11 protein-coding genes are annotated in these 14,185 nt (G+C 37.2%); 4 read left to right on the top strand and 7 right to left on the bottom strand.

The features are described from left to right. Positions 1–198 precede the first annotated feature (198 nt). From C8270_RS14270 to C8270_RS14260, 3 genes are all read left to right on the top strand, one after another. A complete protein-coding gene (locus C8270_RS14270) occupies positions 199–1,002 on the top strand; it encodes an Fpg/Nei family DNA glycosylase (protein ID WP_106497476.1) in 804 nt (267 codons plus the stop codon). An 11-nt stretch (positions 1,003–1,013) separates the two neighbouring features. Beyond that, positions 1,014–1,868: a deoxyribonuclease IV gene (locus C8270_RS14265; RefSeq protein WP_106497475.1), complete on the top strand. Its 855-nt coding sequence runs from the start codon at positions 1,014–1,016 to the stop codon at positions 1,866–1,868. Positions 1,869–2,132: 264 nt separating this feature from the next. Continuing rightward, a complete protein-coding gene (locus tag C8270_RS14260) occupies positions 2,133–3,146 on the top strand; it encodes a potassium channel family protein (protein WP_106497474.1) in 1,014 nt (337 codons plus the stop codon). A 356-nt stretch (positions 3,147–3,502) separates the two neighbouring features. On the opposite strand, the gene C8270_RS14255 is transcribed toward C8270_RS14260, so the two are convergent. Further along, complete coding sequence (locus tag C8270_RS14255; protein WP_106497473.1) at positions 3,503–4,567, bottom strand: citrate/2-methylcitrate synthase; 1,065 nt, start codon at positions 4,565–4,567, stop codon at positions 3,503–3,505. A 113-nt stretch (positions 4,568–4,680) separates the two neighbouring features. Between C8270_RS14255 and C8270_RS14250 the strand changes: the two genes are divergently transcribed. Continuing rightward, on the top strand, positions 4,681–5,559 hold the full coding sequence (locus C8270_RS14250) for a LysR family transcriptional regulator (RefSeq protein WP_106497472.1): 879 nt from the start codon (positions 4,681–4,683) through the stop codon (positions 5,557–5,559). A gap of 30 nt (positions 5,560–5,589) precedes the next feature. On the opposite strand, the gene C8270_RS14245 is transcribed toward C8270_RS14250, so the two are convergent. The 6 genes from C8270_RS14245 to C8270_RS14220 form a co-directional block, all read right to left on the bottom strand. Beyond that, positions 5,590–7,119 carry an FAD-dependent oxidoreductase gene (locus C8270_RS14245; RefSeq protein ID WP_106497471.1) on the bottom strand — a complete coding sequence of 510 codons (1,530 nt, stop codon included), beginning with the start codon at positions 7,117–7,119 and terminating at the stop codon, positions 5,590–5,592. A 175-nt stretch (positions 7,120–7,294) separates the two neighbouring features. Continuing rightward, positions 7,295–7,996, bottom strand: coding sequence for a respiratory nitrate reductase subunit gamma (gene narI, locus C8270_RS14240; RefSeq protein ID WP_106497470.1), 702 nt, complete (start codon positions 7,994–7,996; stop codon positions 7,295–7,297). 37 nt (positions 7,997–8,033) lie between these two features. After that, positions 8,034–8,636 carry a nitrate reductase molybdenum cofactor assembly chaperone gene (gene narJ / locus C8270_RS14235; protein ID WP_106497469.1) on the bottom strand — a complete coding sequence of 201 codons (603 nt, stop codon included), beginning with the start codon at positions 8,634–8,636 and terminating at the stop codon, positions 8,034–8,036. 3 nt (positions 8,637–8,639) lie between these two features. Then, positions 8,640–10,136: a nitrate reductase subunit beta gene (gene narH, locus C8270_RS14230; RefSeq protein WP_106497468.1), complete on the bottom strand. Its 1,497-nt coding sequence runs from the start codon at positions 10,134–10,136 to the stop codon at positions 8,640–8,642. Further along, complete coding sequence (locus tag C8270_RS14225; RefSeq protein WP_106497467.1) at positions 10,126–13,815, bottom strand: nitrate reductase subunit alpha; 3,690 nt, start codon at positions 13,813–13,815, stop codon at positions 10,126–10,128. The genes narH and C8270_RS14225 overlap by 11 nt, the downstream gene beginning before the upstream one ends. Further along, positions 13,812–14,090: a hypothetical protein gene (locus C8270_RS14220; protein WP_106497466.1), complete on the bottom strand. Its 279-nt coding sequence runs from the start codon at positions 14,088–14,090 to the stop codon at positions 13,812–13,814. Before C8270_RS14220 ends, C8270_RS14225 begins: the two co-directional genes overlap by 4 nt. Positions 14,091–14,185: the final 95 nt, after the last annotated feature.

The following is a 14,185-nucleotide window of genomic DNA, read 5'->3' as shown; positions in this document are numbered from 1 at the left end:
ATTTTTAACGAGATGTTACTGACAAGCCATTAAAGAAATAGCGGATGAAAAAGTTGAAATAGATATGATAGAAGCGAACGTATAAAAGAAAAAGAGCAATATTATGAGGTCTGCAATCCGTTAGGCTCATTTTATAATTGATACAACAACAATAATTAGGTAATAATATAATAAATGCTTGATTATGGAGGCTCAAAAATGCCGGAACTACCAGAAATGGAAACGTATAAGTCATTACTAACACAAAAGATAGAAGGTAACAAAGTAACTGAAGTAGCTATTAATCGAGAGAAATCAATAAATGTAGAGCCAAAAGTTTTTAAAAATATAGTACAAAATCAAAGGATTGTGGCTATTGAAAGAAGAGCTAAATATTTACTTTTTCACCTCGAAAATGGCTCTTATTTACTGCTGCATCTCATGCTTGGCGGCTGGATGTTTTATGGAACAGCAGATGAAAAACCGGATCGTACCATTCAAGTGCAGTTATCTTTTGGTGACTATCATCTTTATTTTATCGGATTAAGGTTAGGGTATCTTCATCTTTTTTCAGCGGACGAGGTAAAAGAAGAATTAAAAGATTTAGGTCCAGAGCCATTAGACGTGAATTTTTCGCTTAACTCTTTTTTGGACCTTGTTAAAGATAGAAGGGGCAAAGTGAAAACAACCCTTGTTGATCAAGAATTTTTATCAGGAATTGGGAATCGTTATTCGGATGAAATTGCTTGGTATGCACAGTTGTTGCCAGAACGGAAAATGAATGAACTGGATAACAATGAGAAGGTTCAATTGTATCAATCTATCCGCTTTGTTCTTCAACAAGCGATTCAATATGGTGGTTACATGGATCAACCTCTATTTAGGGGAGATTCCAAAACAGGTGGTTATAATACATATGTTTACAACCGTGAAGGAGAAGCATGTAAGCGGTGTGGCGGAACAATTATTAAAGATGAAATTTCGTCTCGAAAAACGTTTTACTGTACAGAATGTCAACGTTAGGTGGAGATTTCATGAAATTTGGCAGTCATGTTTCGATAAAAGATGGTTATTTAGGGGCAGCAAAACTAGCTGCATCGATCAACGCTTCAGCTTTTCAATATTTCCCGAAAAACCCAAGGAGTTTGTCTGTAAAAGATTTTAACAGGGAAGACGCAATGCTATGTAAAAAATTTTGTGTAGAGAATGGTCTTGAGTCTGTTGCACATATGCCTTATCCCACAAGTTTAACGCCAAAAAGTGATCAGAAAAGAAATGATGTTATTCAGTCGTTACGAAATGATTTAGAAATTGCTGATGCATGTGGGTCAATCGGTGTAGTTGTACACTTTGGCAAGCAGATCAGCCGGGATGATCCGTTAGCAAGTTATCGATTAATGATAGACATGTTAAATGACGTTCTGGGTGAATGGAAAGGTAATTGTAAAATACTGTTGGAAAACGATGCAGGTAAACCTGGGTCGATTGGAACGACATTAGAAGAACTTGTCCAGATTCGCAATCTATGTGACTACTCTGAAAAAATCGGATTTTGTCTTGACACGTGTCACTCTTTTGCAAGTGGATTATGGAATGGTGAAAATTGGGAGAATGTGATGGAGAAAGGAACGAAACTTGGGTATTTTAAACAGTTGAAAGTGATTCATTTTAATAACTCAAAATACGATACCGGCTTAGGAAAAGACCGTCATGCCAATATTTTTGGCCATCAAGGATACATAACCGAGGTACAATTTGACCAGCTTATTAAGACACCACAATTAGCGGAAATTCCGTTCGTTTTGGAAACGCCTAAAGAGAAGATTACTCATAAAGAAGAGATACAACAATTACAGGAAAGGTGGGGAGGGGATAGAGATGAAAGTTAGCTAATTTATACTATCTGTCTTAGCGCATGAAAATTCAGTTGCTGTTTTATCATTTTATTTACTTTTAAGCAGCAGAGGATCGTATTTTACAGTTCGTTTTGAGTTTGAATTTTACGTAGTCTGGAACCATTCTATTTGTAATGGTTTTTGTTATGTTGTAAAGATAGAGTAGAAACGTAATGATTTCTAATCTCCAAGAGGGTATACTATACTAGTACGGAGACAAGGGATCCAAACTATTACATATAAGGGAGGGAAAGGTCTGTGCACTTTTTTGTAAAGTTGGGATTAAATTTAATTAAGATGAGAAACCTGACATTATTTCTATCTACCGTTATTTTTGTTGCTTTGTGCACCTTTATTGTTTATTGGTTAGAACCAGATAACTTTGAAAGTCTACTAAATTCCTTCTACTTTGTCATGACAACCTTTGCCACTGTAGGTTATGGTGATTATTCTCCAATAACTTTATCTGGAAAACTATTTGCTGTACTTATGTATTTAATAGGGATCGGTTTATTGGGGGTAGTTATTGGAAAAATTATTGATGCATTTACTATTTTTAGACGGAAAAAGGAGGAAGGTAAAGTGGACTATACAAAAGAGAATCACATTATTATTATTGGGTGGGGAAAGAAAACGGAATCTGCTGTACGCGAAATTTTAAATTCGAATTTTTCTGTGGAAGTTGTGATCATTGATACGTTGCCAAAATCACCGATTGATATAGCGTCTGATAGAGTTCATTATGTTCAAGGGGATTTGTCGGAGGAAGAGACTTTTGAAAAAGCAAATATTGCCAAGGCAAAGTCAGTGATAATATTTTCGGATGACAACATTCAAGACCCATCCTTACGCGATGCTAGGACGTTAACCATTGCAATAATAGTGGAGCGATTAGCACCAATGGTACATACAACAGTTGAAATATTGATAGAAAAACACGTCTCAAATTTTTCGCATGTGAAAGTCGATGAGTTTATATTGTCCCAAGAAACAATCTCTAGCTTAGCAGTCCGTTCTGCAATGTATAAAGGTGTTACTAAAGTATATTCGCAATTAATTAGTAGGCAACATGGTGAAGATCTTTTCAAGCTTACAAAACAGGAAAAATGGGTAACCTATCAAGATGCGTTTCATGACTTGCTAGATCAGGGCGCAACATTAATCGCAGATCATGAGCAATTAGATATTAACAGACGATTAAATGAAAAGATACCTGATGATGCGGAATTATATGTGATCTGTAATAAAGAAACATATCAAAAGATCGTTTGAATTATCGAAACGTTACTCAGATCTGGTTATATGGATTAATCCACGGCTGTTTGCCAATTTGAGCGGTAAACTCATTTCAATTGGAGACATTACCAATTGATCAACTGAAGGACAAGAAATATAAAAAGCATAAAAATGCTTTAGCAAAAAGAAAAAAATAAAAAGAGGGCTGGTCAATATTTAGGGTAAATATATTATCCTAATTTTTTATGTCGTTTTTCTAGTAGACATAATATATATTATAGGAAGTTGTATTATAATCACTGATTCTTATCTCAATATCAAAGTATACTAGTGATAGTGAGACAAAATAAAAAATTCACGGTTTATAAACCGTGAATTTTCGCTGTATATTTTTATTTACCAATATAGTTAGCACTTGGCCGAAATATTGTATTATTGTTTGCTTGCTCAATTGCATGTGCGCACCAGCCAATAATTCTACTGGAACTAAAAATTGCTGTGAATAACTCTGAATCTAAATTTATTGATTTCATAATTGCTGCTGCATAATATTCAACATTTGTGTATAATTTTTGCCCTGGCTTATATGATTTTAATATTTCGATCGTTTCTTTTTCAGTTTTTAATGCTAATTCAACCCAATTTGGTACGTTATCTAATGTTAATATCTTTTCTTTAAGCGCTTCTGCTCGTGGGTCAATTGTTTTATATACACGATGCCCGAATCCCATAATTCTTTCTTTATTCTTGAGTTTTTTGTGAATTGTTTCACTTATGTGATTTTCCGAACTTATTTCACCTAAAAGATCAATTACTCCCGAAGGCGCGCCTCCATGTAATGGTCCTTTCATCGTACCAATTGCTGATGTGACTGCTGATATAAGATCACTTTGGGTTGATATTGTGACTCTTGCAGCAAATGTGGATGCATTCAAGCCATGTTCCATCGTCATGATCAGATATGCTTCAAGTAGGTGTACGTGATTTTTATTTACATTCCCGGTAAGCATATACATGAAATTCTCTACATGATTACGTTTGGCGTCTGGTTTAATCTCGGTCAAATCTCTTAATTTCCTGTAACGGTATGCAATAATTGTTGGGAAAATCGCAATTAATTGAACAGCGTTATCAATATTAGAAACACCATTTGTTATCGACGAAATTGCTGTTCTCAATACGTCCATCATGGATTGCTCGGCTGGTAAATTATCGATGATATATTTCATGTACATTGGTAGATCTCGATTTGCTATTAAATCAGATTGAAATATTGCTATGTTTTCTTCAGTCGGAAAAGTTCCGTGTAATAAATAAAATGCGGTTTCTTCAAAGGTATGATCGTTTACAAATTGTTGTATTGGTAGTCCGCGATAGAGCAACATGCCATTTTTACCATCAATGTGGCTTAGTGTAGTTTCTACAGCTGTTACTCCTTTTAATCCTGGTTGATACATTGTTCCCTCCCCTTTCCTTTACCTGACTATAAGTTTAAACCATAACTATAATTATGAAAATTTAATATTTTCTTGTATAATAATAAATAAATTTTATTGATTGAGGTGTCATCATGGATATGCGCACATTAGAAATGTTTATTTTAGCTGCTGAGTGTGAAAATTTTCGAATGGTTGCAGAAAAAATGTTTATCACTCAGCCGGCTGTAACGTTTCAAATAAGGCAACTAGAAAAGGAATTAGGAAACAAATTGTTTATTAAAAGTGGAAGAAATATCGCATTGACGGAGCTTGGTAGGTTGTTTTACATCGAAGCAAAAGAAATAATAGCTCAATATAATAAAAGCATCAACACGATCAATCGTTTTCAACAGGGTTATTATAAAACGATTCGTGTTGCAATCTCAGCATTGTTGGCAGATACGATTTTACCAAGTATTTTACGTCAATATACAGAGCGGTATCCCCATGTAGAACTGTCTATTCAAGTATTGGAATCAGAGCAGATTTCCAATGTAGTATTCAGTGGTGAAGTCGATATTGGATTATCGTGCCTGCCAGGACTCTCAACAGTTAATTCCGTAAAATTTTATGAAGAACCCGTTAGCCTTGTATGTAGTCACGATGGCTATGACGCAGAAACGGGCCCAATTATTGATGCTCGGGGACTCCTAGAGGGTCATATTATTTTTTCTGACAATCATCCTGCATATTGGGGCTCCATAAAGGAACAATTAAAAGCCTCTGTAAATACTTATAAACTAATGAAGGTTAATCAATCGCATATCACAAAACGTTTTGTACTAGAAGGAATTGGAGTTAGTTTTTTACCTAAATCCATCATTAATCGAGAAATGATGGAGGGAAGATTATTAGAAGTTCCGGTTCCATTTATGAATCTGCCGACCGCGAGTATGTATATTGTTTACAAATATGATCATCAGCTAGAAAGTGATTTTGTAAAATTTATATCTAATTTTCAATTTAGTTAACTAAAAAAGCAACCAATAAGGCTGCTTTTACTATTCTAGTTCAATTTTATTTAATGATTCTTTTGCTGGTCCTTCGATAACTTCACCAGTATAGGAATACCTTGATCCGTGACAAGGACAATCCCATGAACGGTCACCCGAATTCCAGTTGACTTCACAGCCTAAATGTTTGCATGTAGTATCAACTGCATAAAGTTTACTATCCATATCTTTATATACGCCTGTACGCTGACCATTTATACGGGTGACGGTTGCTTCGTCAGGTGCTAGGTCCTTTATATTATCATTGGTATATTCAAGCTTCCCTTTAATCAAATGTTTTGCGACGTCAGCATTTGTGCTTGTGAATTTTCGAATGGCAGGATCTGCTTGAAAGCGTGACGGTGAAAAAAGTTCCTCGTATAGACTTTTTTCTTTAATAATCAAGTCGCTAATAGTTTTTGCGGCAATGGTACCGCTTGTCATTCCCCATTTACGAAACCCTGTAGCGACAAAGACTGAATCCTGTTTTTCTGTGACAGGACCGATATATGGAACTTTATCCAATGTTGTTAGATCTTGTGTTGACCAACGATAAACATATTCGGATATACCAAAATGAGTTTCCGCATAATCTGCTAACGCCTGGTAATGATCCATTGTTGACTTGCCTTGACCTGTTTTATGATTTTCACCTACAATTAGCCACAGATCCTCACCATTAACATTAACATTTCGTATGGATCGTGTTGGTGATTCAGCATTAAGATACATACCGCCTGGGAACTTTTTTGGTGTTTTAATTGCAATGACATAGGCTCGTTCAGGGTACATACGAGTCGGGTAAAACCCTTGGCCATCATAAAATGGATAATGTGACGCTTCTATTACAAATCGACATGAAACACGATGACCATCACGTGTTACAATTGCTGGATGTTTGTTATATTCAACGTCAACTGCTGTTGTTTGTTCATAAATTTCCAAACCATTTTTTACAGCTTCCTCTACAAGCACTTTTAAATATTTTAGTGGATGAAACTGTGCCTGATCTTTCATAATTAATGCTGATTTAATTGGAATGTTTAAAGGGATGTTATCCGTTAATTCACTTGGTATATCAAGCTGGTCATATGCTTTTTTTTCGGCTTTTAATTGGGATAAGTATGTGTTGGAATTTGTGAAAATACAGGCATCTTCCGTTTTATAATCACAGGAGATATCATGCTCTTTTATATTTTCTTCTATTAGTTTTTTTGCTTCGATGCACGCTTGATAATATAAAGCAGTTTTTTCTATCCCAAAATGCTGGATGAATTCATCATAGATAAGACCATGCTGTGCTGTTATTTTAGCTGTTGTATGCCCTGTTGTTCCATTTAAAAGAACCCCCGCATCAAGTAAGGCCACTTTCATGTTTTGTTTTGCTAGTAAATATGCCGCTGTAATCCCAACAATTCCACCACCAACAATACCTACATCAACATTGGTCGATTCTTTTAGTTTTGGGAATGTTGGGAGGTCAACAGAATCTCGCCAATAGGGCTCAGGAAATTGTGGCATCCTAATGTTCTCCGCCATCGCTATTCGCTCCTTTTTCATCAGTCAATTCATTTTTTAGTTTCAACTAATTTGTCATCAAATATCCCTGAAACAGAGCAATTATACATTTGGATTTCTTATCTAACAGAAAAAAGAACTGGGGATTAGATTCTTCATCCTCCAGTTCTTTCATAAATAATACATAGTAACGGTTTTAATCAATTTTACTGCCCTTTTGGTACTGTGCTCTCGAGCGATATTGTTGTGGTGCTCGGTCCAAATACCGGACAGGTAAACTGTAAAAATGTACTAGTCTCGTAAATGGTATTGATGCAAACAATGCGAAAGCCGCGATAATGTGTATTCTAAAAATTAGTGGCACAGCTTCCATTAATTGATACTTGGGCTGGAATACGAAAAGACTTCTAAACCAAGGACCGATGGTAGTTCGATATTCATATTCTACAACGGTTGTATTGTAAATAATCGTCATATATGCACCTAACCCGGCAACAACAAGTAATGCGATAACAGAGAAAAAATCTGCGAATGTTGCATGTACACGAACAGGATCAATTGTCATTTTCCGGATCAGCAATATAATTAATCCAACAACAACCATTAGACCAGCAAGCCCACCGCCGAAAATAGCTCCGAGATGGTACAATTCATCTGGTATTCCTAAGGAAAGATAAAAACCTCTTGGTATAACCATTCCCATTATGTGTCCGATAAAGGCTAAGACAATTCCCCAATGAAATAAAGGGGATCCAATACGTAGCCATTTTTTTTCAAAAAACTCTGTTGAAGGTGCTGCCCATGTTAATTGCCGGAAAGCAAAGCGATAAAGAAGACCAAAGATCATGATCGCTACAGTGATATAAGGAAAAATAACCCACCAAAAAATAGAATCCATCTGTGTTCCTCCTTTTCATTACCTTATCATTTACTAGTTAGTGGTACATGATCGGATATGGTAATTCTTCTAAATCAGCCTCTTCCCTGTCAAATTCCAGTTTTTCGATTTCTTCTTTCGTTGGTTCTGGGAAAATAAACTCCATTAAAATCGAAAGTATATGAAAATATGGGTTGTTGTTAGGCAAATTGTTTAGAATTCGTTGAATAGCAACAGCTAGACGTCTTACCAAACGCTCATTTTCCTGGCTGGCAGGTGCTGCCGCCAGGAATTCAAAGAGCATCGGCATATAGTCGGCTAATTCATCATCAATTCTTTCAAACCCCGCGCTTGCGATGATGTTTTGCAATTTAATTAAGGCTGCACCCCGTTTATTGCTGTCACCTAATTCATGTGCAGTTAAATAGAGTCCATGTTTTGCTTTCAAATCAAATGTTGCTACATATAGTTCTCTTAGGTCTTGTAAGGAATAGCCATATAAAGTTGTCAATGCTGTATTCAACTTATCCCGTAATTCCGTTGATAGTATATTTTCTTCCAAACAATCATAAATATCATGTTTTTCCTCAAAAAAATGATCATCGGGATAATTTAATAATCTAGATGCGATTATTAAAAGCGCACGTTCTTGTTGTTCCATTTCCTATTCTCCTTTTCCAAATGGATATGTTACCATACCTTCTGGTGGTGCAAGGTCTTCAATACTGCACGCACCTTGTTCATAGTAAAGGTCATCATCCATCTCTCGCCGGCCAGTTGGAATAACAAATCGTTCATTATATTTAGCTACACCGAGTAAGCGTGCCATATCTTCAACTTCCTCTGGTGAAGTACCTGCTTCTTTTACTAATTCACTTTGTCTAAATTCATCTATTCCACCAACTGTTTTACCTCGCATATGAACCCGCATTGCCGTTAATTTTAGTAATACATTACGGATTACTTCTGTATCACCAGCTGACAAAATCGATGCTAAATATTCTATTGGAATACGCATTTGCTCGACAGCAGGAATATAGCCATCCGTACTCAATTCTTCCTCATTTGTTATGTGGTTCATAATTGGGCTAAGTGGTGGAACATACCATACCATTGGTAATGTGCGATACTCCGGATGAAGAGGCAAAGCAATTTTCCATTTCATCGCCATTTTATAAACGGGTGAATTTTGTGCCCCTTCAATCCATTCCTCATTAATGCCTGCTTTTCTCGCTTCTTCAATTACATCTGGATCAAATGGGTCAAGAAATACAGATAGCTGTGCTTCATATAGGTCTTTTGGATCCTCAACAGATGCAGCTGCCTTTACTTTATCTGCGTCATATAAAACAACACCGATATAACGAATTCTTCCTACACATGTTTCGGAACAAATTGTTGGCAAGCCTGCTTCTGTCCTTGGATAACAGAAATTACATTTTTCAGCTTTATGTGTGTTCCAGTTATAATATACTTTGTGGTATGGGCAACCACTCATACAGAAACGCCAGCCACGACATTCTTCTTGATCAACTAGTACAATTCCGTCCTCATCTCGTTTGTATAGCGCTCCTGATGGGCATGATGCCACACAGGATGGATTCAAACAGTGTTCGCAAATTCTTGGCAAATACATCATAAACGTTTTCTCATATTCCATTGAGATATGTTCCTGTAATTTTTCTACAGATGGATCACGTGAAACAACATCACTTCCCCCAGCAAGATCATCATCCCAATTTGGTCCCCATTCAGGTTTGTCAATATACTCACCAGTAATCATGGATTGTGCTCTAGCTACTGGAAGGTTTTCCTTTTTAGGACTTTTAATTAAGTTTTGGTAATCATAAGTCCAAGGTTCATAATAATCTTCCATATTTGCCATATTTGGGTTATAAAAAATATTTAACAATTTGGAAATTGGTCCACCGGCTTTTAATTGTAACTTACCGTTTTTCAATACCCAGCCACCTTTATAATGGTCTGAATCCTCCCATCTTTTTGGGTAACCCAAGCCTGGCCGTGTTTCAACATTATTAAACCACATATATTCCGTCCCCGGGCGATTTGTCCAGGTATTTTTACAAGTTACAGAACAAGTATGACATCCGATACATTTGTCAAGGTGCATTACCATTGCTACTTGTGCTTTAATTCTCAAGCCAATCAACCTCCTTAAGTTTTCTTATAACAGCTACCGTATCTCTTTGATGACCAGTCGGGCCATAGTAATTGAAAGCATAGCTTAATTGTGAATATCCACCAATCATGTGTGTTGGTTTTAATGATATTCTAGTAACACTGTTGTGGGTACCACCACGCTTTTTCTCTTTGTTAACTGTTGTTGCTGGTACACCTAACGTTCGGTCCTGTGCATGGTACATGTAGACCATCCCTTTTGGAATGCGATAGGTTAAAACAACTCTTGCTGCAATTGCACCGTTTCGGTTATAAACTTCGACAAAGTCATTATCACTTAAGCCAATTGATTTACCATCTTTTTCGTTCATCCAAATTGTCTGCCAGCCTCTAAACAATGTAGACATATTGGTAGTATCTGTAAACATGGTATGGATTCCCCATTTTTGGTGAGGTGTCAAATATCTTACCGTAAGTGACTTCTCGCCCTCTTCTACACCCTTTTCATGCTTAAGAAAGGGTCCGTAATTTAATGGCGGTAAATATAATGGCAAGCCTTCACCAAAGTCAAGCATCATTTCATGGTCTAGATAAAAGCTTTGACGTCCTGTAAGTGTTCGCCATGGAATGTTGTATTCGGTATTAACGGTAAATGGTGAATATCGACGATGATCTTTTTCAAGACCGCTCCAAACTGGTGTTGAAATCGCAGTTCGTGGCTGGATCGTAATATCGTGTAATGTGTGATCCTCTTCTTCCCTTGCCTTAGCGATTTCTTCAAGTTTCTGACCTGTTTTTGCCTCAAGTGATTTCCAACCAGCAACAGCTCGTTTACCATTCGTTGCACCAGACATTAATAATACTGCGTTAATAGCTTGTTTATCCGTATATAAATCAGGATTTCCCTTTCCGAGTCCCTCTCTTTTAGACTTTCCGAGACGGCTTCCTAATTCTTCGTATACTTCTTCACCTGGAATCATGACCCCTTTTCCGCCATATCCTTTTTTAATAACGGATCCAATTGTGGTCATCTTCTGATAAGTGTTTGGGTAATCACGTTCCACTATTTTCATGCCAGGCATTGTTTTACCTGGAATTGGTTCGACTTCTCCTGTTCGCCAGTCCTTAATTTGACCAAGGGCTTGTGCAACTTCACCCTCTGAATCATGTGCTAGAGGTGTGATTACTAGATCTTCTGTAGCTGGCAGGTGATCCTCAGCAAGCTCTGAAAATACTTTACTAATTTCACGGAATGTATTCCAGTCACTCTTTGCCTCCCATGGTGGGGATATTGCAGCATTAAATGGATGAATAAAAGGGTGCATATCCGTGCTGCTAAGATCGTGTTTTTCATACCATGTTGCTGCAGGCAAAACAATATCTGAGAATAAGCCAGAACTTGTCATTCGAAAATCTACACTTACCAGAAGATCGGCTTTTCCGGTAGGAGCTTCTTCACCATACGTTTTAACAGTTGACGGTTGCCATGAATTCTCTGGCTCTGCTAAAACCTGATTATCTCCACCAATTAAATGTTTAATAAAAAATTCATGCCCTTTTCCACTATCACCAAGTAAGTTAGACCGCCAATTAAAGAATACTCTTGGGAAGTTTCTTGGATCATCAGGGTTCTCAATTGCCCATTCGAGTTTATCTTCTTTGATTTGATTGACTACATCATCAATTATTTCCTGCTCGGTTGTGGCTCCTCTTTCGCGACTTTCCTTAACAATATCAATTGAGTTTTGGGTAAACTGCGGAAACGATGGAAGCCAGCCCAACCTTGCTGCAAGTGCATTTAAATCAGCAGGATGCATGATATTATATTTACTGTCCCAAGGAGTCCCTTCTTGATTTAGTTTTGTTTCATAGCGATATTGATCCGTATGAAAATAGAAATAGGATGTACCGTTCTGTAGGCGCTGTGGTTTCTGCCAGTCATTTGCAAAGGCGACTTGCTGCCATCCTTCTTGCGGACGAACTTTTTCCTGACCAACATAATGGGCCCAGCCCCCGCCGTTTACGCCTTGTGATCCAGTTAATAAGACAAGGTTAAGGATTGCACGATAGATTTGATCACTATGGTACCAGTGATTGGTTCCACCGCCCATTGCTATCATTGATTTTCCTTTTGTTCTGGCTGCATTGTCTGCAAATTCTCTTGCTACCTTAATAACATGATTTTTGTTAACACTTGTAATACTTTCCTGCCATGCAGGTGTATATGGTTTAGGATCATTATAATCAGTTGGATAATCACCAGGTAAATTACGGTTAACTCCAGTATGTGCCATCATCAGATCATAAACAGTTGTTACTTTGAATGTATTTCCATCTTTATCTTGAACATGTTTTACAGGAACACCACGTTCAACAACATTTCCTGTTTCTTCTGCAAAGTATGGAAAATTTACTAGCACCGTTTCGTCCGCACTATCAATAAAACTTAGCAATGGATCTATCGTACTTCCATCTTCTTTTTCTAATTCTAAGTTCCACTTGTTATCATGATCCCAACGAAAACCTTGACTTCCATTTGGAACTTCCAATTTATTTGTAGCTGAATCCCATACGACGGTTTTCCATTCAGCTAGATCGTGATTGTCATCAAGATCGGATGCACGTAAAAATCTGCCACTGCGGTAGTCCGTATCATTGTCATCAATGGTCACTAAAAATGGTAAATCCGTATATTTTTTTGCATAGGCAGTAAAATACGGTGTTTCATTATCAACATAAAATTCTTTTAAAATGACATGTGTCATAGCCATCGCTAACGCACCATCTGTACCCGCTCTTGCAGGAAGCCATATATCAGCGAATTTGTCATATTCCGCGTAATCCGGACTTACACCGACAACTTTTGTTCCATTATATCTAGCCTCGACCATAAAGTGAGCATCTGGTGTACGGGTTTGTGGTAAATTAGTACCCCAGATAATAAAGTACTTGGAATTGTACCAGTCTGCACTTTCTGGAACATCCGTTTGTTCCCCCCAAACCTGAGGCGATGCTGGTGGTAAGTCTGCATACCAATCATAGAAACTTAAAATTGTACCACCGATTAATGAAAGAAAACGGGTTCCTGCTGCATAACTTATCATGGACATTGCCGGTATTGGACTAAATCCAGCAATACGATCAGGACCATACTTTTTTATCGTGTGTATAGAGGAACTTGCAATGATTTCACACATATCTTTCCATGTTGCCCGGACAAATCCGCCTTTTCCTCGAGCACTGACATATTTCGCACGTTTTTCTGGATCACTTACAATGTTTTCCCAAGCTTCAACCGGATCATGACCTTGGTCACGCTCGCTTTTCCATAGTTCAAATAAATCGCCACGAACATAAGGGTATTTCACCCTGATTGGACTATATGTATACCAGGAAAAGCTTGCACCCCTTGGACAACCTCTAGGCTCATATTCAGGAAAATTGTCGCCAGTACTTGGATAGTCGGTTTGTTGCGTTTCGGAGGTGATAATTCCATCTTTAACGTAAATTTTCCAACTACATGAACCAGTACAATTGACCCCATGTGTGGAACGAACTATTTTATCATGCTGCCATCGTCTGCGGTATATATCTTCCCAATTTCGTGGACGAGGGCTTTCTTCTGTCCAATCATCATTAATCCGTTTACCATGATTGATATGTTTCAATGATCCAAGTAGCTTGTTTTTATTTTTATTCACTTCATACCACCCTTTTCACTTAATGAATTAATTGGATTAAAGCGTTCACCTAAAATACGAAAACTACCTGAACCTTCTTCTAATTCTTCAAGGAATATCTTTAATGTAGGTGCATTTGCTGCAACTAAAATAAGTCGTTCTAATGTATTCATATCATTTGTTTTATAAATTGCATCGATAACGCCAGATGGGATTTCGCCAAATCTCATTTTAAGAACCGCAATCAAGTCTTCGCGATCTTGAACAAAATTAGCATCTTCTTCAAATGAAAACATCACATTTCTTCCTTTCTATTAAGGTCTCTCAGAAAGATAATTTCTCTAGTAGCCTATTCTTTATTAAAAATGTAACAGGACTCCTGAACCAGTTT

The sequence above is a fragment of the Lentibacillus sp. Marseille-P4043 genome (assembly GCF_900258515.1).
Lineage (GTDB): Bacteria > Bacillota > Bacilli > Bacillales > Amphibacillaceae > Lentibacillus_C.
Note: the sequence above shows the minus strand (reverse complement) of the source record. Positions and strands in the feature narration are given on the sequence as shown.

Bases quoted from the DNA above. Each gene is read 5' to 3' on its own strand.
- C8270_RS14270 (WP_106497476.1), top strand. From the start codon at position 199: ATGCCGGAACTACCAGAAATGGAAACGTATAAGTCATTACTAACACAA.
- C8270_RS14265 (WP_106497475.1), top strand. From the start codon at position 1,014: ATGAAATTTGGCAGTCATGTTTCGATAAAAGATGGTTATTTAGGGGCA.
- C8270_RS14255 (WP_106497473.1), bottom strand. From the start codon at position 4,567: ATGTATCAACCAGGATTAAAAGGAGTAACAGCTGTAGAAACTACACTA.
- C8270_RS14250 (WP_106497472.1), top strand. From the start codon at position 4,681: ATGGATATGCGCACATTAGAAATGTTTATTTTAGCTGCTGAGTGTGAA.
- C8270_RS14245 (WP_106497471.1), bottom strand. From the start codon at position 7,119: ATGGCGGAGAACATTAGGATGCCACAATTTCCTGAGCCCTATTGGCGA.
- narI (WP_106497470.1), bottom strand. From the start codon at position 7,996: ATGGATTCTATTTTTTGGTGGGTTATTTTTCCTTATATCACTGTAGCG.
- narJ (WP_106497469.1), bottom strand. From the start codon at position 8,636: ATGGAACAACAAGAACGTGCGCTTTTAATAATCGCATCTAGATTATTA.
- C8270_RS14220 (WP_106497466.1), bottom strand. From the start codon at position 14,090: ATGTTTTCATTTGAAGAAGATGCTAATTTTGTTCAAGATCGCGAAGAC.